Source organism: Kitasatospora sp. NPDC096204 (assembly GCF_044763205.1).
In the GTDB taxonomy this organism is placed as follows: domain Bacteria; phylum Actinomycetota; class Actinomycetes; order Streptomycetales; family Streptomycetaceae; genus Kitasatospora.
The window spans coordinates 15,274-35,619 of record NZ_JBIWFT010000055.1 but is presented as its reverse complement, the minus strand read 5'-3'; the positions used below and the strand labels follow the sequence as shown (position 1 = coordinate 35,619).

General features: G+C 75.1%; 18 protein-coding genes. 9 read left to right on the top strand and 9 right to left on the bottom strand.

Annotation, left to right across the window (positions count from 1 at the left end):
• Positions 1–39: 39 nt before the first annotated feature.
• Positions 40–735, bottom strand: coding sequence for a class I SAM-dependent methyltransferase (locus ACIQ87_RS37060; RefSeq protein WP_402415932.1), 696 nt, complete (start codon positions 733–735; stop codon positions 40–42).
• A gap of 146 nt (positions 736–881) precedes the next feature.
• Between ACIQ87_RS37060 and ACIQ87_RS37055 the strand changes: the two genes are divergently transcribed.
• Positions 882–1,451: a DUF4396 domain-containing protein gene (locus tag ACIQ87_RS37055; protein ID WP_402415929.1), complete on the top strand. Its 570-nt coding sequence runs from the start codon at positions 882–884 to the stop codon at positions 1,449–1,451.
• Between the two features lie 160 nt (positions 1,452–1,611).
• On the opposite strand, the gene ACIQ87_RS37050 is transcribed toward ACIQ87_RS37055, so the two are convergent.
• Positions 1,612–2,157: a PadR family transcriptional regulator gene (locus ACIQ87_RS37050; protein ID WP_392883906.1), complete on the bottom strand. Its 546-nt coding sequence runs from the start codon at positions 2,155–2,157 to the stop codon at positions 1,612–1,614.
• A 135-nt stretch (positions 2,158–2,292) separates the two neighbouring features.
• On the opposite strand from ACIQ87_RS37050, the gene ACIQ87_RS37045 reads away from it, so the two are divergent.
• Both ACIQ87_RS37045 and ACIQ87_RS37040 read left to right on the top strand, forming a co-directional pair.
• On the top strand, positions 2,293–3,063 hold the full coding sequence (locus ACIQ87_RS37045; protein WP_402415926.1) for an alpha/beta fold hydrolase: 771 nt from the start codon (positions 2,293–2,295) through the stop codon (positions 3,061–3,063).
• A 107-nt stretch (positions 3,064–3,170) separates the two neighbouring features.
• A complete protein-coding gene (locus ACIQ87_RS37040) occupies positions 3,171–4,094 on the top strand; it encodes an aminoglycoside phosphotransferase family protein (protein WP_402415923.1) in 924 nt (307 codons plus the stop codon).
• 33 nt (positions 4,095–4,127) lie between these two features.
• On the opposite strand, the gene ACIQ87_RS37035 is transcribed toward ACIQ87_RS37040, so the two are convergent.
• The 5 genes from ACIQ87_RS37035 to ACIQ87_RS37015 form a co-directional block, all read right to left on the bottom strand.
• Entirely contained in the window at positions 4,128–4,991 is an 864-nt protein-coding gene (locus tag ACIQ87_RS37035) for a biotin-dependent carboxyltransferase family protein (protein ID WP_402415920.1), read from the bottom strand.
• Positions 4,992–5,059: 68 nt separating this feature from the next.
• Complete coding sequence (gene pxpB, locus ACIQ87_RS37030) at positions 5,060–5,686, bottom strand: 5-oxoprolinase subunit PxpB (protein WP_402415917.1); 627 nt, start codon at positions 5,684–5,686, stop codon at positions 5,060–5,062.
• The gene (locus ACIQ87_RS37025) at positions 5,683–6,447 is read right to left on the bottom strand and encodes a LamB/YcsF family protein (RefSeq protein ID WP_402415961.1); all 765 of its coding nucleotides are present in this window, start codon (positions 6,445–6,447) and stop codon (positions 5,683–5,685) included. Before ACIQ87_RS37025 ends, pxpB begins: the two co-directional genes overlap by 4 nt.
• 174 nt (positions 6,448–6,621) lie before the next feature.
• Positions 6,622–7,146, bottom strand: coding sequence for a hypothetical protein (locus tag ACIQ87_RS37020; RefSeq protein ID WP_402415915.1), 525 nt, complete (start codon positions 7,144–7,146; stop codon positions 6,622–6,624).
• 222 nt (positions 7,147–7,368) lie between these two features.
• Entirely contained in the window at positions 7,369–8,421 is a 1,053-nt protein-coding gene (locus tag ACIQ87_RS37015) for an IPT/TIG domain-containing protein (RefSeq protein ID WP_402415914.1), read from the bottom strand.
• A gap of 209 nt (positions 8,422–8,630) precedes the next feature.
• Between ACIQ87_RS37015 and ACIQ87_RS37010 the strand changes: the two genes are divergently transcribed.
• From ACIQ87_RS37010 to ACIQ87_RS36995, 4 genes are all read left to right on the top strand, one after another.
• Positions 8,631–10,148: a hypothetical protein gene (locus ACIQ87_RS37010; RefSeq protein WP_402415958.1), complete on the top strand. Its 1,518-nt coding sequence runs from the start codon at positions 8,631–8,633 to the stop codon at positions 10,146–10,148.
• 120 nt (positions 10,149–10,268) lie between these two features.
• Complete coding sequence (locus tag ACIQ87_RS37005; protein ID WP_402415911.1) at positions 10,269–11,144, top strand: hypothetical protein; 876 nt, start codon at positions 10,269–10,271, stop codon at positions 11,142–11,144.
• Positions 11,145–11,261: 117 nt separating this feature from the next.
• A complete protein-coding gene (locus ACIQ87_RS37000; protein WP_402415908.1) occupies positions 11,262–15,824 on the top strand; it encodes a hypothetical protein in 4,563 nt (1,520 codons plus the stop codon).
• Positions 15,825–15,920: 96 nt separating this feature from the next.
• A complete protein-coding gene (locus ACIQ87_RS36995; RefSeq protein ID WP_402415906.1) occupies positions 15,921–16,688 on the top strand; it encodes a metallophosphoesterase in 768 nt (255 codons plus the stop codon).
• A 15-nt stretch (positions 16,689–16,703) separates the two neighbouring features.
• Here ACIQ87_RS36995 and ACIQ87_RS36990 read toward each other — a convergent pair whose 3' ends face one another.
• Entirely contained in the window at positions 16,704–17,201 is a 498-nt protein-coding gene (locus ACIQ87_RS36990; RefSeq protein ID WP_402415903.1) for a hypothetical protein, read from the bottom strand.
• A 204-nt stretch (positions 17,202–17,405) separates the two neighbouring features.
• Entirely contained in the window at positions 17,406–18,101 is a 696-nt protein-coding gene (locus ACIQ87_RS36985; RefSeq protein WP_402415900.1) for a FadR/GntR family transcriptional regulator, read from the bottom strand.
• A 191-nt stretch (positions 18,102–18,292) separates the two neighbouring features.
• On the opposite strand from ACIQ87_RS36985, the gene ACIQ87_RS36980 reads away from it, so the two are divergent.
• Positions 18,293–18,847 carry a gluconokinase gene (locus ACIQ87_RS36980; RefSeq protein WP_402415897.1) on the top strand — a complete coding sequence of 185 codons (555 nt, stop codon included), beginning with the start codon at positions 18,293–18,295 and terminating at the stop codon, positions 18,845–18,847.
• 2 nt (positions 18,848–18,849) lie between these two features.
• Positions 18,850–20,238: a gluconate:H+ symporter gene (locus ACIQ87_RS36975; protein ID WP_402415957.1), complete on the top strand. Its 1,389-nt coding sequence runs from the start codon at positions 18,850–18,852 to the stop codon at positions 20,236–20,238.
• Positions 20,239–20,346 lie beyond the last annotated feature (108 nt).

Below are 20,346 nucleotides of genomic sequence, written 5' to 3'. Positions count from 1 at the left end.
GAAGGGCGCAGGGGGTGTCGGTCGCCGGAAAGACGGTCGCTAGAGCACCGGCCGCGCCCGGACCCAGGTGCGGTCCGCGGTCAGGTAGCGCTCGACCACCAGGCCGGCCTCCGCGAGCGCCCGTTCGAACGCCTCGGTGCTGAGCGGACGGGACAGGAAGGTCTGCGACCAGGTTCCGTCCGGGAAGTCGTACTCGAAGCGGACCGAGTTGACGCCGTCTCCGACCGGCGTGGCCGAGACCATCCGGGCCCGGGCGTCCGGGCCGATCGAGCTCTCCCGCGGCACGTTCAGGTGCCAGTCCTCGCCCTCGCGCTGCACCAGCACGCAGCCGTCCTCGGTGACGTGCCGGCGGCAGGTCTCCAGCAGGCCCCGGCGGACCGTCACGTCACCGGCGTGCACCAGGAAGGAGGCGAGCATGACGACGTCGAAGTGCTCGCCGAGGTCCAGCCCCTCGATCGGGCTGCGCACCGTGCGGACGTCGGCGCGGACCCGGGCCAGCATGTCGGCGGACTCGTCCACGGCGGTCACGGTGAAGCCGCGGTCGGCCAGCGGGTGCGTCATCCGGCCGACGCCGCAGCCGAGTTCGAGGATGCGCGCGCCGGGCGGCACGGCCGCCTCGATCACGTCGGGGGCGTCGCCCACGGGCAGGCGGCTCCAGACCTCGACGGCGCAGCCGTCCGGGGTGATCGGGCCCGCGCCCGTTCCTTCGTAACCCTCGCGTCGCTCAGATGCCATGCCGTTCATCGGAACACGGCCGGGTGTGCGGGGGGAAGAGGGCGTCGGGAGGGGGTTGCCGCATACCCCATGGGGGTATATGTTCGGCGTCGACGGAGCGAGAGAAGCGGGCGTCCGACAGGGCGCCGGAGCAAGTGGAGGACGACATGGCGCACCCCGCGCAGCACGGGCACCACGAGCACGCCGACCGGGGGCAGGCCGCTCACGGGAGCCACGGGCATCCCGAGCACCACGGGCACGACCACGCGGGCCACCGCCAGGCCCACGCCGGTGGCGGCGCCGGCTGGCGGACGGCCGCGCAGGCGACCCTGCACTGCCTCACCGGCTGCGCCGTCGGCGAGATCCTCGGCATGGTGCTCGGCACCGCCTTCGGTCTCCACAACGGGGCGACCGTGGTGCTCTCGATCCTGCTGGCGTTCGTCTTCGGCTACGCGCTGACCATGCGTGGGGTGCTGAAGGCCGGTCTTGAGGTCGGTGCCGCGGTCAAGGTCGCGCTGGCCGCCGACACCGTGTCGATCCTGGTGATGGAGCTGATCGACAACACCGTGATGGTCACCGTCCCGGGGGCGATGGACGCCGGCCTCGGCGACCTGCTGTTCTGGGTGGCGCTGGCCGGCTCGCTGGCGCTGGCCTTCGTGCTGACCGTTCCGGTCAACAAGTGGATGATCGGCCGGGGGCGCGGCCACGCCGTGGTGCACGCCTACCACGGGCACTGATCCCGCTCCGGGGTGCCGGAGACTCTCGCCTGCGGCCCGTGCCGACCGTTCGACGGTCGGCACGGGCCGCGGCGCGTTGTGGGCGCGGCCCGTTCGGGCGGCGCACCGGCCGCGTGCGGGTCGCGGTGCGTTCGGGCCGAGGTGTGTTCGAGGGGTCGGTCTACGGCGCGTCCGGCCGCCCGTCGCCCTCCAGCTCGGCCAGGGTCGCGTGCAGCCAGGCGAGTTCGGCCTCGGTGGTGGCGCGGGCGACCAGCAGCAGCCCGCGCCGGAACGGGTCGGTGAACTCCTCGGCGCCGACGGGGCGGTCGCCCTCGTAGAAGAAGCTGGCCGGCTCGGCGAGGAAGGCCAGCCGGCGGCGGAGCACGGCGGCCTGGGCGGCCGGGTCGGCGAGGTGCCGCAGGAAGGCGAGCAGGGTGAACCAGCGGTTCTCGTCGCTGACGTCGAGCGCCTCGGGCTCGCGGAGCCGGTCGAGCAGTGCGGCTCGGCCGGCCTCGGTGAGGTGCAGGGTGTGCCGGGGCGCGGCGGCGCTGCCCGGCTCGGTCTCGCGGACCAGCAGGCCGTCGGCCTCCAGACGCTTGATCGCGGGGTAGAGCGTGCCGTCGCTGATCGGGCGGACGTGACCGGTGAGCGCGGCGAGGTGGCGGCGCAGCTCGTAGCCGTGCAGGGGGCGGTCGTACAGGAACCCGAGGATCGCGAGCTTCAGCATGGGGCCACTCTCTCAGATCTCTCCCTCGGAGCATGGGTATCTCGCTATCGCGATACCTCGAATTCGAGGTATCGTCCTCGTCGTCCGCCGGACCCCTCGGGAACCGGCATCCCCTTGGAACAGGAGCGAGCGAGCATGCGCGAGACACCCGTCACCCCGAACGGCGACCGGATCCGCTGGGTCGAGCTGCCCGGTGCCGAGCCGGCCCGGCTCTACCTGCACGGGCTCGGCGCCAGCTCGCCGGCCTACTTCGCGGCCGCGGCCGCCCACCCGCTGCTCGCCGGTCGGCGCTCCCTGCTGCTGGACCTGCTCGGCTTCGGCCTCAGCGACCGGCCGACGGACTTCGGCTACACGCTGGAGGAGCACGCGGACGCGGTCGCGGCGGCGGTGGCGGCCGCCGGGGCGGACCGGGTCGAGGTGGTCGGCCACAGCATGGGCGGGGCGGTCGCGATCGTCCTCGCCCAGCGGCACCCTCGGCTGGTCCGGCGGCTGCTGCTGGTGGACGCCAACCTGGACCGGATCGACCCCGACCGGAGCCACCCCGGCAGCAGTGGCATCGCGGCCTACGCCGAGGAGGAGTTCCTGGCCGGAGGCCGGGACGAAGTCGCCGAGCGGGTCGGCCCGTTCTGGTGGTCCACCATGCGGCTGGCCGGACCGGAGGCGCTCCACCGCAGCGCCCGCTACCTCGCGCGGGCGACCGTGCCGACCATGCGGGAGCTGCTGCTCGGGCTCGACCTCCCGCGCACCTTCCTCCACCCGGCGGCGGACGGCGAGCCGGCGGGTGCCGACGCCCTGCGCGCGGCGGGCGTACGGGTGGTCGCGGTGCCGGACTGCGGGCACAACATCATGCTCGACAACCCGGACGGCTTCGCGGCCGCCGCGGCCGCCGCGCTCGGGCAGGACTGAGCGGGGGCCGAGCGGAGGCGATCGCGGTGCGGTGGGGCCGAGCCGGGCGGACCGAGCGGGCCGCCCGCCGTAGGCTGGGGCGGACCACCCGAGAGGAGCCCGCCCCGATGCCCGTCGAGGTCCCGCCCGCGCTGGCCGCGTCCCTGGAGGAGTTCCTCGGCACCGAGGGACGCGCCTGGGCGGCCCGACTGCCCGCCCTGGCCGAGGAGTTGCTCGACCGCTGGGAGCTGCGCCCGGACGGACCGGTCGCGCACGGCGTGGTCGGGCTGGTGCTGCCGGTCCTTCGCGTCGACGGGTCGCCGGCCGTGCTCAAGCTCCAGCCCGTCGACGAGGAGACGGTGGGCGAACCGATCGCGCTGCGGACCTGGGACGGCCACGGCGCCGTCCGGCTGCTCGACCACGAACCGGCCACCGGCTCCCTGCTGTTGGAGCGGCTGGACCCGGCGCGCTCGCTGGTCGCCCTGCCCGACGACCTCGCGGCGCTGGCCGTGATCGCCGAACTGCTCAGGGAATTGACGCAGCATCAGGCGCCGTACGGGCTAAGGACCTTGGCGGGTACGGCGAGCGACCTACTGGACCGCGCCCCGGCGGCCGTCGCCGCCCTCGCCGACCCGGCGGAGCGTCGCCTGCTCGCCGACTGCGCGGCCGCCCTGTGCGAGGTCCGCGCCGACCCCGGCGACCGGCTGTTGCACTGGGACCTGCACTACGGCAATGTGCTGGCCCCGCTCCCGGGCAGCGGCCGGGCGCCCTGGCTGGCCATCGACCCCAAGCCGCTGGCCGGCCACCCGGGCTTCGAGCTGCTCCCGGCGCTGCGCAACCGCTGGGCGGACCTGGTGGCCACCGGGGACCCGGCCCGGGCGCTGCGGCGGCGCTTCGACCTGCTCACGGAGGCGCTGGAGCTGGACCGCGGGGTGGCGGCGGCCTGGACGCTCGCCCGGGTGCTGCAGAACGCGCTCTGGGCGGTCGAGGAGGGCGCGGAGCGACTGGATCCGGACCAACGGGTCGTCGCCGAGGTGTTGTCGGGGCGCTGAGCGCGGAGCCTTCGCGCCGTTCGGCGTTCCCGCTCAGCGCCCCCGCAGGGGCACGAAGCGCACCGGCGTCCCCGGCCGGGCCTGTGCGGCGGCCGGGAGGTCGCCGGTCGGCACGACGCCGACCACCGGGTAGCCGCCGGTGGTCGGGTGGTCGGCCAGGAACACCACCGGCTGCCCGTCCGGCGGTATCTGCACCGCGCCCAACACCATGCCCTCGCTGGGCAGTTCACCGTTCCGGGCGCGGGCGACCGGCGGGCCCTCGGTGCGCAGCCCGACCCGGTTGCCGGTCGGCGAGACCAGGTACCGGTCGCGGCCGAGGCGGGCCACCGCCTCCGGGGTGAACCAGTCCGCGCGCGGTCCGAGCCGCAGCCGCAGCACCAGTTCGGCCGGGGGAGCGGGCAGCGGCACCAGCTCGGGCCGGGCCCGGTACGGCGGCGGGCTGCCGACCGGCAGCCGGTCCCCGGCGGCGAGCGGGGCCGGCCCGAGCCCGGAGAGCAGGTCCGCCGAGCGGCTGCCGAGCACCGGTGGCACGGCGATCCCGCCCGCCACCGCCAGGTAGCCGCGCACCCCGGCCGTCGCCGCCCCCACCTCGAGCACGGACCCGGCCGGCACCACGACCGGCGCACCCCAGGCGGCCGGCCGCCCGTCCACCCGTACGGGCGAGGGCGCGCCGGTGACGGCGACCAGCACCGTCCCGACGGCCCGCAGCGCGACCCCGCCGAGCGTGGTCTCCAGCCCGGCCGCCCCCGGGCCGTTGCCCACCAGCCGGTTGGCGGCCCGCAGCGCCGGTTCGTCCAGTGCCCCGGCCCTCGGCACCCCGAGGTGGGCGACCCCGCGCCGCCCGAGGTCCTGGACCGTGGTCAGCGGTCCTGGCCGTTCCACCACCAGCTCGTTCAACTCCGGCTCCCCTCAGGGCTTGTCCGACAAGTGGCGTCGCCCGCCCGGCGGGAACCGTCGGGCACGTCCTACGCCCGTTCCGCGGTGAAGCGGACCCTGGTGCCCGGGGCCAGCAGGGCCGGCGGCTCCCGGTCGGCGTCCCAGAGGGTGAGCACCGTCCGGCCGACCAGCTGCCAGCCGCCGGGGGAGGGGTGCGGGTAGACGCCGGTGTACGGCCCGGCCAGGGCGACGGAGCCGGCCGGGACGGAGCTGCGCGGGGTGGCCCGGCGCGGCACCTCGTACCGGGCCGGGAGGCCGGTGAGGTACCCGAAGCCGGGGGCGAAGCCGCAGAACGCGACGACGTACTCGGCTTCGGTGTGGATCCGGACGGCGGCCTCCACGGACACCCCCCACAGCGCGGCGACCTCGGCCAGGTCGGCGCCGTCGTAGACGGTCGGGACCTCCACCGGCGGCCCGGGCGCCGCCCCGGCCGCCGTCGGACGGGCGGTGCGCAGCAGCGCCGCCACGGCGTCGACGTCCGCGACGCCGTCCAGCAGCAGGGTGCGCGCGGCCGGTACCAGCTCCTCCACCGTGCCGAGCGCCCCCGCCTCCCGGCGCTCGCTCAGCCAGCCGTAGAGCGCCGCCACCTCGGGCGTCCCGGGCAGCTCGACCAGCAGGGCCCGCTCGCCGACCCGGTGCACCGCCCGGACCGTCACGTGAAGGCCTCCACCCGGAGCCCGGCGGAGGCCAGGGCGCCGCGGATCCGCCAGGCGAGCTGGGCGGCCCCGGGGGTGTCGCCGTGGACACAGAGCGAGCGGGCCTCGACGGGGACCCGCTCGCCGCCGGAGGCCTCCACCATGCCGTCCCGGGCGATGCCGACGGCGCGGGTGATGACCGACTCCGGGTCGTGCACCACCGCGTCCGGCTCACGGCGCGGTACGAGGGCGCCGGTGCGGGTGTACGCGCGGTCGGCGAAGGCCTCGGCGACCACCGGGAGGCCGACGCCCTCGGCCACCTCCAGCAGCAGCGAGTCCGGCAGGCCCAGCACGGGCAGCGGTCCGTCGCAGACCGCGCCCGCCCGCAGCACGCCGGCCACCACGGCCTCGGCCTGCTCGGAGTCGCCGACCACCCGGTTGTAGAGGGCGCCGTGCGGCTTGACGTAGGAGACCTTGGAGCCGGCCGCGCGGGCGAACACCTGGAGGGCGCCGATCTGGTACGCGATCTCGTCGGCGAGCTCCTCCGGGGGCACGTCCATGGCGCGGCGGCCGAAGCCGGCCAGGTCGCGGTAGGAGACCTGGGCGCCGATCCGGACACCGCGCTCGGCCGCGAGCGCGCAGACCCGGCGCATCGTCGACGGGTCCCCGGCGTGGAACCCGCAGGCGACGTTGGCGCTGGTCACCACGGACAGCAGCGCCTCGTCGTCGGTCAGGGTCCAGCGTCCGAACCCCTCGCCGAGGTCCGCATTGAGATCGATCACCGCATCGGCCACGCCCGTCCGCCTCCCAGCAGCTGTTGAGCCAGATGGTAGGGCCTGCGGATGAAGGCCGTTGCCCGTGACCCGGAGCCCCGCGGGCGCCGCGGCGTGTGCCCGGGAGTGCACGCCCCCGGGCGGCGGCGCGGGGGGTGGTGCGCGGCCGGGGCCCGGCTCGTGTCAGCGCGCGGGCGCCGGTTCCCGGGAGGCGCGCTCCAGCGGCCGCAGCGCCCGCAGCACGATCAGCAGCGGTATGGCGCCGAAGACTCCGAACGACATGTCGATGAATCGCCATGCCACCGGGATCCCGCGCAGCGGACCGCAGACCAGCGCCAGCGGGATGACGGCGCCGCAGGCGAGCACGGCCCAGCGGATCACCCAGATGTTGCGGACCGGGTCCCTGAGCGGGCCCCAGAAGGCGGCGGCGATCACCAGGTGGGCGAAGGCCAGCCAGTCGGTGCCGTAGGCGAGGAAGGGGTAGCGCTCGTCGGTCTCGACGAGGCCGGTGTGAACCCGCTCCAGCCAGGCCGTCGCGGCGGGGACGCGGTCGCTCAGCGGGGCGGCCGGCCCGGAGGCGAAGTCGACCAGCCAGCGGGTCTCGGTCTCCAGCGGGAACGCGGTGAGACCGCTGAGCACCAGGCAGACCAGGAAGAACCAGAGCCACCGTCGGACCTTGCGAAGGATGACCGCCGGGTCATCGTCCATCTCGCACCCCTCCGTGCCGAGCATGCCGAGCATGCCGAGCATGCCGAAGTACAGGCGAAGCCTTGTGCCGCCTGCGCGGAACCGACTCTAGACCCATCTTTTGAACATGTTCAACTTGCCTGTCGAGGGGCGGGGCGGCAGCCGGAACGCACCGGTGCCCGGGTTCCGTGGAACCCGGGCACCGATGGGGGTGGCACGCCGCGCGCGGCGTGCGGACGGCCGCTACGCCGTGTAGGTGTACGTCGCCGGCGCGCTGGTGCCGCCCGGCGTGGTGACGGTGATGCCCACCGGTCCGGGCTGGGTGCCCGCCGGGGCCGTGGCCGTGCAGGCGGACGCGCCGCAGGAGACGTGGGTGGCCGGAACCCCGCCGAAGGCCACCGTCCCGTACGTCAGGTTGCTGCCGGACACGACCACCCGGGTGCCGCCGGCGGCCGGGCCGGAGGCGGGGGACAGGCTGTTGATCGTCGGCGCGGCCGGGGTCGGCGGGGTGCCGGTGTAGTCGAAGGTGACCGGCGCCGCGGCCGTGCCGCCGGGCGTGACCACGCTGACCGGGGCGCTGCCCGAGCCCGCGGGCGTGGTCACCGTGCAGGCGGTGTCGGTGCAGCGGCCGGGCGCCGGGAGGCCGCCGACCAGCACCATGCCGTTGGCCAGGTTGCTGCCGCTGACGGTCACCGCGGTGCCGCCCGCGGCCGGGCCGGTGACGGTGTCGAGGCCCGTGACGGCCGGGGCGGCCTGGACGGTCGCCGGCAGGTGGCTCTTGCTGACGAGGTCGTAGCCGGATATGTGCCCGGTCGGGTCGGTGTCGTTCGGGTTGGCGACCGTCGCGATGATCGCGCCGGCGATCGGCACGCCGGGCGTGGTGGCCAGGTTGAGCTTCATGAAGTTGTAGCTTCCGGGTGCCCGGGTGGCGGTGAACACGGCCTCCAGGTGACGGTGGTCGGGGGAGAGGGCCGTGGTGAAGGTGTAGTCCGGCGGCGTGGGGAAGAACATCGCGCCGTCGGTGGTGACACCCGGCGGCAGGTCGAGGGTGATGTGCGTCGGCCCGGTCAGGTCCGCGGTGCCGGACGTGGTCCAGCCCACCGACATGTTGCCGGTGGTGAAGAAGCCGCCGGGGTAGTTCCCGCTCTGTGACACGGTCACGTGCTGGGCGGAGGCCGACGGGGTGTCGGCCGGGGCGGCGGTCGCGGTCGCACCGGTGGCGAGGACGGCGCCGGTGGCGAGGGTGGTCACGGACAGCGCGGCGGCGAGGCTCGCTTTGGCCAGTCGGGTGATCATGGGTCGATCATCACCGAACCAACGCGCCGCCCTCACGGTTTTCTCGAATACGAGTTCGGGAATGGCGGAATTCCGTCGAAACGACGTTCCGAATCGGTCACCCGCACCGCCGCCCACCTGCTGCTCCGCCCGCCCGCAAGGTCCGTTTCGGTCGATGTCGGTGCGAACCTCTAATCTTGTCCCCCGTGACCGCCATCGCAGACCCGCCCATCGAGCCCGGCCTCCGCCCGCCCGCCGGCCCGGCCGCCGCCGCGCGCCCCGCGCCGGGCCCCGCCGCCGACGAGGGCCTGGCCCGCCGGCTCAAGGCGCTGGCCTGCACCGCCCCGCTGCACGACCTGGACAACCGCAAGGTCAACCTGGCCGGCGAGTACGGCGGCTACGCGATGGCCGAGGTCGGCCTCGCCGCGATCGACCTGGTCACCCTGAACATGGACTTCGACACCGGGGCCGACCGCGAGACAGTGCTCGCCCGGCTGCTGCCCAGGGTCGCCGCCCAGGCCGTCGACCGCCCCGCCACCGAGCACGAGCGGGTCGCCCGCTGGGTGCTGGAGTCGATGATCAACGTCGGCAGCGTGGACCGCGGCTTCCGCGCCGTCTACGGCACCTTCGGCGCGGACGGCGAGTACATCCGCCGCGACTACGACTTCAAGCTGATCGAGGAGGTCCCCGGCCCCGACGGCGGCGTCTACCTGCGCACCACCGACGAGGCGGTCAACGTCCTGGTCGGCGCGCTCGACACCGACGTCACCTCGGCCCAGATCGCCGCCGAGGTCAAGCTGGAGGTGCTGATCCGCCGCGGCCGCCTGGCCGACGCCCAGCTCGCCGCCGAGCAGGCCCGCTACCGCACCGTCCAGTACGCCGAGACGCTGCGCCGCGCCCTGGACGCCACCCGCCGCAACGTCCGCGCGGTCGACTGGATGCGCGCCATCCCCGACCTCATCGAGGAGGCGCTGGACCACATCGCGGACCGCTACCGGCACGAGAACGCGATTCTCACCAACATCCGCAAGGCCCGCGACGAGGCCGAGGACCCGGAGCACAAGCGCCGCGCCGCCGAACTGGTCGACATCGTCAAGGACTGCATCCGCCGCCACACCCAGCTCCAGACCCGCCTGCTGGAGGCCGGCCCGCTGTTCCGCGCCGAACAGGACCGGCAGGCCTTCGCCACCCCCGGCGCCCGCAGCGGCATCGACCTCTACGGGCAGCTGCTCGCCCCCGTGCTGCGGCTGCCGATAGAGCAGGCCGTCCGCCCCACCGGCGCGTTCTTCGCCCGCGGCGCCGGCCTGCGCACCCCGGTCTCGGTCCGGGTCGCCGACCTGGTCGACCTACTGCTCACCCCGCCGGTCGAGCGCGAGCACCTCGGCGCCGAGCTGCCCGACCCGGACCTGGTCGCCACCCCGGACGACAGCCGGTTCTCCGAGGCCCAGCTGGAGTCCGCGATGGTCCTGCTCGACCTGCCCCCGGACGCCCCCCGCCGGCTCTCCGGCCTGCTCGCCGACGCCCGCAAGCAGGACCCGGACCTGCCGTACCTGGTCGCCCTGCTCGCCGTGCACGCGGCCAGCCCGCCCGTCGGCACCGCCTACCGCCAGGGCGAGGAGCGGCTGCTGTTCGCCGTGGACGACGGCACCCCGCTGCGCGACCCGGAGTTCGGCGGCGCCGACCTGATCGTCGGCAGCGCCCTGCTCGACGCGGTCGGCATGGCCGCCGACCGCAAGGACGCCGGCTGACCGGCCTGGCGGCACACCCCGCCGGAGCCGGCCCCGCCGCAACGACCTCGCCGCAACCGAACCCGCCGGAACGACCTTGACGAACCGTAACCACCGCGCCACCCCCGAGGAGCACCGCCCGTGACGACCCACCACGACACGTCCTGGGCGGCCGAGAGCGAACCCGCGGCCCCCGCGCCGATCACCCCGGCGGACGTCGCGGACGCCGCCCGGCTGGTCTCCTTCGGCCTCCAGGCCAAGCTGCTGCCCGCCCGGGACGCCGAGTACGCCGAACTGGTCCGCCGCCACCGGGAGGACCCGCCGTTCGCCCGGCTCGCCGACGCCATCGCCACCGGCATGGGCCTGGTCGTCCTGGAGGTCTCCCCGCGGGCCGGCATGGCCGTGGCCGCCGCCGAGGACTCGCTGTTCGCCGTCCGGCTGGGCGACTACTCGCGCCGCGCCGCCTCCGAGTCCACCGACCGCTTCCTGCACGGCCTCGCCCACCTGGCCGTCGCCGCGATGGCCTTCCCCCGCCCCGAGGACCTCGCCGACGACGGCTACCTCGGCCGGATCACCGTCAACGGCGTCGACTCCTTCGTCCGCCAGGCCTGCCGCCGCCTCGAGGAGCAGGCCGACGCCGAGGGCGCCAACACCGACCCGGCCTCCGACGCCCCCGGCCTGGAGGCCGCCTGGCGGGTGTGGGCCCGGCGCACCGCCACCGGCGCCACCAAGGACGCCCGCCGGCTCTCCGGCTCCACCATCGGCATCGTGGCCAAGGCCGTGCTGTTCCTGGTCGACTCCGGCTTCCTCCAGAAGGTGTCCGACGACTCCGGCGGCACCTACCGCACCACCGCCCGCTACCAGCTCCAGGTGCGCGACCTGGCGGGCAGCGCGGCCATGGCCGAACTGCTCGACCTCGGCATCGTCCCGGTCTCCGACGGCACCGCCAGCCTGCTGCCGCCGGACACCGGCGACGAACTGGTCGCCGACGCGGGGCTGCCGTTCCACTCGCTCTGAGCCCCGGCGCTCCGAGTCCACCCGCTCCGAGCCCACCGCGCCGGCCGCGGCCCACCCGCCCCGATCCGGCCCGCCGCCCATCCCTCACGCCACGCAAGCCACGGAGAACCGCCGCACATGTACGAGCTCAACCGGGTCCGCCTCTACTCGATCGGACCGGCCGGCGCCCGCTACGCCGACACGGTGCTCGACCTGCGCGGCGTCGGCGAGCCGGTCGCCGACCCGGCCCCGCAGCAGATCGGCCTGTTCGGCGAGGACCCCGACGGCCCGGTCCGCCGCCCCGCCCCGGCCGGCGTGCTCTTCCTGGAGAACGGCGGCGGCAAGTCCGTCCTGCTCAAGCTGATCTTCTCGGTCATGCTCCCCGGCCACCGCAACACCCTCGGCGGCGCCAGCTCCGGCGTGCTGCGCAAGTTCCTGCTCGCCGACGACTGCGGCCACGTCGCCCTGGAGTGGCAGCACACCGTCACCGGCGAGCTGATCGTGGTCGGCAAGGTCAGCGAGTGGCGCGGCCGCCAGGTCTCCTCCGACCCGCGCAAGTTCGCCGAGACGTGGTACTCCTTCCGCCCCGGCCCCGGCCTCACCCTCGACTCGCTGCCGGTCGCCGAACGGGTCAGCCTGGCCGGCGACCAGAAGGCCCGCGGCCGCCGCCGCACCATGAAGGGCTTCCGCGACGCCCTCACCGAGGCCGGCAAGGCCCACCCCCACCTCGACCTGGTCTTCGAGGACGGCCACGACCGCTGGACCGAGCACCTCGGCGAACTCGGCCTCGACCCCGAACTCTTCCGCTACCAGCGCGAGATGAACGCCGACGAGGGCGAGGCGGCCGGCCTCTTCGCGGTCAAGCACGACAGCGACTTCACCGACCTCCTGCTGCGCGCCGTCACCGACACCCGGGACACCGACGGCCTCGCCGACCTCGTGCACGGCTTCGCCGCCAAGCTCGGCCGCCGCGCCGAACTCACCGCCGAACGCGACTTCACGGCAGGGTCGTTGGACCTGCTGGAGCGCATCGCCGAAGCCACCACCGCCCGCGAGACCGTCCGCGAGGCCCACCGCACCGCCGAGCGCCGCACCCGCCGCCTCGCCCACGCCCTCGCCTCCCGCGCCACCGCCGAACGCGACCGCGCCCAGGACCTCGCCATCGAGGTCGCCGCCGCCGCGAGCGCCGTCACCGCGGCCGAGGCCGACCGCACCCGGCACAGCCTGATCACCGACGAACTCACCCACCGGCACGCCACGTTGAGCCTCACCGCGGCCACCGCCGAGGCCGCCGCGCTGCGCCGCGAACTCATCGACGCCCGCACCCTGCACTCAGCCTGGCAGGCCGCCGAGGCGGTGCTGCGCCAGCGCGCCGCCGCCGACCGGGTCGCCCGGGTCGCCGCCGCCATCCGCGAGGCCGAACTGGACGCCGCCCCCGCGCTCGCCGCCCGGGCCCGCGCCGCCACCGCCCTGGCGCGCGCCCTGGAGGCCGCCGCCGCGGCCGCCGAGTCCCGCGCCGACACCGAGGAGGAGCGCGCCGGCGAACTCCAGGAGGAGGGCGGCAAGGCGCAGTCCGACGCCACCGAGGCCGCCACCGCCGCCCAGAAGGCCCGCAGCGAGGCCGAACACCTGCGCCAGCGCCTCGCCGAGGTCGAGCAGGAGACCGAGGCCGCCGTCTCGGCCGGCTTCATCGACGCCGACGGCGACGTGGACCCGGCCCGTGCCGCGCTGCACGCCGCCGACGTCGAGAAGGCCGCCGCCGCCGGGCTCGCCCAGGCCCGCACCGCCGCCGAGGCCGCCGCCACCCGGCTGCGCGAGGCCGCGGCCGCCACCTCGCGCGCCGAACTCGCCGCCGAGCGGGCCGGCGACGCCCGCAAGGACGCCGCCCGGGCCCTCGCCGCCGAGCAGCGCACCGCCGCCCTGCTCGCCACCGAGGAGCGCCTCGCCGACCTGCTCTCCCTCACCCCCTACCAGGAGGACGCCGAGGAGGACGCCGGCTTCCTCACCCCCGCCGTGCTCGACCGCAACGCCGAGTACCTGCGCGAGCTCCTCGACGAGTCCATCGCCACCGCCGAACGCACCCTGTTCGACCTCCGTACGGCCGCCGCCGACGACTCCCGCATCCTCGCCGCCCTCGGCGACGGCGGCCTGCTGCCGCCCGGCCCGGACGTGCTCGCCACCGTCGAGTACCTCGCCGAGCACGGCATCCCGGCCCTGCCCGGCTGGCGCTACCTCGCCCAGTCCGTCGACCCGGCCGACCACGAGGCGATCCTCGCCGCCCGCCCGGAACTGGTCGACGGCGTGGTCGTCACCGACCCGTCGTCGCTGGAGCGCGCCCGCGAGGCCCTGCAGGCCGCCGCCCTGCTGCCGCGCTCCACCGTGGCCGTCGGCGCCGCCGCCTCGCTGATCGCCCCGATCACCGACCAGCCCGCGTTCTTCCTGGTGCCGCCGAACCCGGCCATGCACGACGAGTCCGCCGCCGACGGCGAGCGCCGCGAACTGCGCGCCCGGGCGAGCGCCCGCGAGGAGCACATCCGCGAACTGGCCGGCCGCCTCGGCGCCGACCGCGCCCTCGCCGCCCGCCTCGCCTCCTGGCACGCCAGCTGCCCGCCCGGCACCCTCGCCGAACTCGCCGCCGCCGCCGAGGCCGCCCGCGAGCACGCCGAGCAGGCCGCCGCCGCCCTGGCCACCCTGCGCGCCGACCACGACGAGGCCGAGACCGACCACGCCGCGGCCGCCTCCGCCCACGAGGAGCACCGCGAGGCCGCCCAGCGCGCCCGCCGCCGCGCCGACGCCCTCTCCGGCCTCGCGTTCCGGCTGCGCGAGCGCGGCAACTGGGCCCGCCGCCAGCGCGAACTCGCCGAGGACGCCACCGAGTGCGACCGCCGCCAGGCGCTGTGCGCCGAACGCGCCCGCACCTGCGACGAGGACCGCCGCGCCGCCCAGCGCGCCGCCGACGACGCCCGCCGCACGGCCCGCGCGCTGCGCGCCGAACGCGCCGAGATCCCCGCCGCCGAGCAGGCCGACGAGCCCGCCGAGACCACCCCCGTCGCGCTTCCCGCCCTGCGCGAGGCCTACCGCGCCGCCTCCCAGCTGTACGAGAAGGTCGGCGTCGGCGCCGACCTGCGCGCCGAACAGGCCCGCGCCGAGGGCGACGAGGCCGCCGCCGCGGCCGAACTCGACCGCCTCACCAACAAGGTGCGCACCCGCGCCGAGGAACTCCTCGGCAGCCCCGACGGCGCCGACGGCCCGGCCCGCCAGGCCGCCGCCGCCCGCGCCGAGGAACTGGTCGCCACCATCGAGGCCCGCTCCGCCACCGCCAGCGAGCAGCTCGGCCGCCTGCGCGGCGAGGCCGAGCGCTCCGCCCCCGCCGACGGCGAGGCGCACACCGAGCTGCCCGAGGACCTCGTCCCCACCGACCCGGAGCACGCCCAGGTCCTGCTGCGCACCGCCACCAGCCGCCTCGCCGAGCGCCGCGAGGCCCTGGACGCCGCCCGCACCGCCCACACCGACCTCCAGCGCACCTTCGACACCGCCCAGGCCGCCGCCGCCGACTTCGACGAGCTGGCCGGCCAGCTGCGCGACGGCCTGCGCGACCACCAGGAGGACCCGGACGACCCGGTCGAGCCGTACCTGGGCTCGCTGGCCGAGGCCCGCAACGGCGCCACCGAGGCCCGCCGCTCCCTGCGCACCGCCGCCGGCGAGCTGTCCTCCGCCGAACTCGCCGTCCGCGACGCCTCCGACGCCCTGGTCCGGCACGCCAACGCGGCCCGCTACGAGGCCGTCCGCACCCCCGCCCGCCAGCAGATCCGCGAACTGCCCGCCTCCGCGCTGCCGGAGCACGCCGCAGCCTGGGCCGCCGCCTTCGCGCCCCGGCTGCGGGTGCTCACCGACGAGCTCGCCCAGCTGGAGAAGAACCGCGGCTCGATCGTGGACCGGCTGCGCGGCCTGGTCGAGTCCTCGCTCACCACCCTGCGCGCCGCCCAGCGGCTGTCCCGGCTGCCCGAGGGCCTGGGGGAGTGGTCCGGCCAGGAGTTCCTCCGGATCCGATTCGAGGACCCGGACCACGCCACCCTGGTCGAGCGCCTGGGCGAGGTCATCGACGAGGCCACCCGGGCCGCCGTCAAGAAGAACAGCGACCTGCGCCGCGACGGCATGTCCCTGCTGCTGCGCGGGGTCGCCGCGGCGATCGGGCCCAAGGGCGTCAGCGTCGAGATCCTCAAGCCCGACGCGGTGCTGCGCGCCGAGCGGGTCGGCGTCGGCCAGATGTCCGACGTCTTCTCCGGCGGCCAGCTGCTCACCGCCGCCATCGCGCTCTACTGCACGATGGCCGCGCTGCGCGCCAACGACCGCGGCCAGTCCCAGCTGCGGCACGCCGGCACGCTGTTCCTGGACAACCCGATCGGCCGCGCCAACGCCACCTACCTGTTGGAGCTCCAGCGGGCCGTGGCGGACGCGCTCGGCGTCCAGCTCATCTACACCACCGGCCTGTTCGACACCACCGCGCTCGCCGAGTTCCCGCTGGTGATCCGCCTGCGCAACGACGCCGACCTGCGCGCCGGCCTCAAGTACATCTCGGTCGAGGAGCACCTGCGCCCGGGCCTTCCCGCCGCACCGGACCCGGACGGCCCGGCCATCCACGGCGAGATCACCGCCACCCGGATGTTCAAGCGCCCCGCGGAGGTTCCCGCCCAGCCGTGACGGATCCCGTACGGGCGGGAGGTTCCCTCGCGGGGGAGGTTCCCGCCCGGGGGCGGGAGGTTCCGGTACGGCGGTGAACTGACTAGCGTGACGGGCATGCTGACGATCGCGCACCTCAGTGACATCCACCTCGGCCAGGTACACGGCCGGGACGGCGGCAAGCGCGCCCGGCGGCGGGCCGAGCAGGTGATGGCGTACCTCGACGCCCTGCCCGGCCCGCTGGACGCGGTGCTGGTCACCGGTGACCTCGCCGACCACGGCCTCCCGGAGGAGTACCGGGAGGCCGTCGAGGTGCTCGCCTCCCGGCACCCGGTGCTCACCTGCCCCGGCAACCACGACCGCCGCTCGCCGTACCGGGAGGTGCTGCTGGGCGAGGAGCCGGGGGAGGAGTCGGTCAACCGGCTGCACCGGCTGCCGGGCGCCGACGTGCTGATGCTCGACTCCTCCGTGCCCGGTCGGGACGACGGCCTGCTGGACGAGCGCACACTGGACTGGCTGGACACCGAACTCGGCGCCGGTCGCGGCGAGTTGCCCGCCCTGGTGGCCTTCCACCACCCGCCGGTGGAGCTGCACCTGCCGAATGTCGACCCGATCCGGCAGTTCGGCGAGGAGCGGCTGGCGCGGGTGCTGCGCCGACACCCCCGGGTGGCCGCCCTGCTCTGCGGCCACTCGCACACCCCCGCGGCGACCACCTTCGCCGGCCTGCCGCTGCTGATCGCCCCCGGCGTGGTCTCCACCGTCACGCTGCCCTGCGAGGGCGGGCGCGGCATCTCCTTCGACCACCCGCCGATGCTGGCCTTCCACGTCCTGGACGGGGACCGCCGGCTCACCACCCACTACCGGGCGCTGCCGGTCCGGCGCTGACCGGCTCGCCCGGCGCTACGGGTGGTTCGTCTGCACCCTGGCCTGGCGCGGCGGCTGTTGCGGTGACTGGCGCGGCGGTTGGTACGGCTGCTGCTGGTACGGCTGTTGGTACGGCGCCTGCTGCGGCCGCTGCTGCCCCGGCCCGTACGGCTGCGGCGACTCGTACGGCTGCCGGTAGACCGAGGAGGAGTCGCCCCGGGGGGCCGGCCGCGGGGCCGGCGGCCCGGACGGCGGCCTGCTGCCCGCCATCGGGTACGCGGAGCCCGGTGCCCGCATCCGCTGGGCCGCGATCTGGCGGGAGATCAGGATCTCCAGCAGGCACCACATGGTGCCGAACACCCCGAGCCCCATCGCCAGCAGCGCCGGCGTCAGCAGCCAACTGCCCGCGTACGAGGCCAGCGTGGCCACCACGACGCCCACCAGGGTGAAGGACAGGCAGAGCACCGCCCGGACTGCGGCGGCGCGCACCTCGTCGGGCAGGCGACGGCGACGGCGGCGGCGTGGCACGGACATCGAGCGACCCCCAGGCGCGTGGCGCGCGTTCGGTGTTCGGTGACGGAATACGGGCGCGGAACGGGCGCCCACGAAACGCGCCCCCTCGGCACACTCTGCCCCGCCGAACCAGGACTATGCGTCCGAAACCGCCGAACTGCCGCCAAATCGTGTCATCCCGGCGGCCGTGCGACCCGGCGACCCCGGCCGCCCCGCTGCTCGGGCTCAGTCCAACTGGAGGTTGAGCTCCTCCAGCGCGCCGGTGACGATCGTCCGCATCGCCCGCTCGGCGTGGGCTGCGTCCTGGGTGCAGATCGCCTCCGCGACCTCGCGGTGCAGCCGGATCGCGTACGGCTCCGGCTGATGGGGCATCAGATGGTACTCGGTCCGGCCGGTGAGCACAGCCGCGACGGTGTCCCCGAGGTGGGCGAACATCTCGTTGCCGGAGGCGCGCAGCACCAGGGAGTGGAAGGCGATGTCGTGCCCGAGGAAGGCGGTCAGGTCGGCGGCCCGTGCGGTGACCGTCAGATCCACGGCCAGTGAACTGAGTTCGCGCCGGTCGTCGTCGCTCGCGTGGGTGGCGGCGAGCGCGGCCGCGGCCGGTTCGACGGCCACCCGCAGCGAGCCGAGCGAGCGCAGCTGGGCGGGGCGGTCCGAGCCGGCCAGGCGCCAGCGGATCACCATCGGGTCGAAGACGTCCCAGAGCGACTTCGGCTGCACGGTGATCCCGACCCGGCGCCGGGAGGCGACCATCCGCATCCCCTCCAGGACCCGCACGGCCTCGCGGACCACCGTCCGGGACACCCCGAACCGGTCCTCCAGCTCCTCGCCGCGCAGCACCGCTCCCTCGGGGATCTCCCCCGACGCGATCGCCGGCCCGAGCTCGTCAAGCAGCCGCCCGGGCAGCCCCTGGATCTCCATCCGCCCAGCGTAGACGTCGGCCCGGGGTGCGTTCACGCCGCCCTGCGCGCGCTCACCCCGCTCCGTGCGCGTCCACGGTGCCCTGCGATCCAGACCACACCGCAAAAGTATGACGATTTGGTTTCTGTCACTTGAATACGTCATATCTTTGAGGCGATAGTGGCGGCCAGGCAACGAAGGAGCACCACCCCATGGGTCTCAGCGTCGAGAACCACGACCTTCCGAAGACCCCTCTCACCGTGGTGGTGATGGGCGTCTCGGGCGTCGGCAAGACCACCCTGGCCCGCCTGCTGGCGGACCGCCTCGCTCTCCCCTTCGCCGAGGCGGACGACTTCCACCCCGCGGCCAACATCGCCAAGATGTCGGCCGGCATCCCGCTGGACGACCAGGACCGCGCCCCCTGGCTGCGCGCCATCGGCGCTTGGCTCAGGGAGCGGACCGAGGCCGGCACCGGCGGTGTGGTCACCTGCTCGGCGCTGAAGCACCGCTATCGCGACACCCTGCGCGCGGCCTGCCCGGGCACCTTCTTCCTGCACCTCAGCGGTGGTCACGAGCTGGTCGAGGACCGGCTCAGCCACCGCACCGGCCACTTCATGCCGTCCTCGCTGCTCGACTCGCAGTACGCCGCCCTGGAACCCCTGGCGGCGGACGAGCGCGGCGGCGTCCTGGACGTCGGCCCGTCCCCCGAAGAACTCGTCGAGATGGCCGTGGCGCTGCTGCGGCCCGTCAATGGAGACCTCGCGTGAGTATTGCCCCCACCCTGCTGGCGGCCACCCCACCGGCCCTGCCGCACACCAGCAGCGACTCCCAGCTGCTGATCGCGGTGCTGCTCAGCATCGGTGCGATCGTCGTACTGATCACCAAGCTGAAGCTGCACCCGTTCCTCGCCCTCACGCTCGGCTCCGGTCTGCTGGCCGCCGTCGCGGGTGCCCCCTTCGACAAGCTGCTCAGCAGCTTCTCGACGGGCTTCGGCTCCACCGTCGCCAGCGTCGGCCTGCTGATCGGCCTCGGCGCGATGCTCGGCAAGCTGCTCGCCGACTCCGGTGGCGCCAACATCATCGCGGACACCGTGCTCTCCCGCACCGGTAACAAGGCGCTGCCCTGGGCGATGGCGCTGATCGCGGCCGTGCTCGGCCTGCCGCTCTTCTTCGAGGTCGGCGTCGTCCTGCTGATCCCGATCGTGCTGCTGGTCGCGCGCCGCGGCAACGTGCCGCTGATGCGGGTCGGCATACCCGCCCTGGCCGGCCTGTCGGTGCTGCACGGCCTGGTTCCCCCGCACCCGGGCCCGCTGGTCGCCGTCGACGCCCTGAAGGCCGACCTCGGCATCACCCTGGCGCTCGGCCTGCTGATCGCCGTCCCGACCCTGATCATCGCCGGTCCGCTGTTCGCGCGGCTGGCCGAGCGCTGGGTCGGCCCGCTGGAGATCCCGGCCGCCACCGCCCCCGAGGAGACGGCCAAGCGCGACCGCACCCCGTCCTTCGCCGCGGTGCTGGCCACGATCCTGCTGCCCGTCGTGCTGATGCTCGGCAAGGCGCTGGCCGACGTGGTGATCGACGACCCGAAGGCGCTGGGTCAGCGGGTGTTCGACTTCATCGGCTCCCCGCTGATCGCGCTGCTCGCCGCGACCCTGCTCGGCATGGTGACCCTCGGCAAGGCGGCCGGCTTCGACAAGGCCCGGATCTCCGACACCGTCGGCAAGTCGCTCGGCCCGATCGCCGGCATCGTGTTCATCGTCGGCGCGGGCGGCGGCTTCAAGCAGACCCTGATCGACGTCGGCGTCGGCAACGCGGTGAGCGAGTGGTCCGGCAAGTGGCACATCTCGGCGCTGCTGCTGGGCTGGCTGATCGCCGTGCTGATCCGCCTGGCCACGGGCTCGGCGACGGTCGCCACCATCACCGCGGCCGGCATCGTCTCCCCGCTCGCCGCGAACATGTCCTCGACCCACGCGGCCCTGCTGGTGCTCGCGATCGGTGCCGGCTCGCTGTTCTTCTCGCACGTCAACGACGCCGGCTTCTGGCTGGTGAAGGAGTACTTCGGGATGAGCGTCGGGCAGACGCTGAAGTCCTGGTCGGTGATGGAGACGGTGATCTCGGTGGTCGCCATCGCCCTGATCATGCCGCTCAGCCTGATCATCTAGCGGCCTCGACCGCAGCGCGCCGAGGGGCGGCACCCGTGACGTACGGGTGCCGCCCCTCGGCGTTGCCACCAGGCCGTGGAGCCGTGGAGCCGTGGAGTCGTAGAGCCG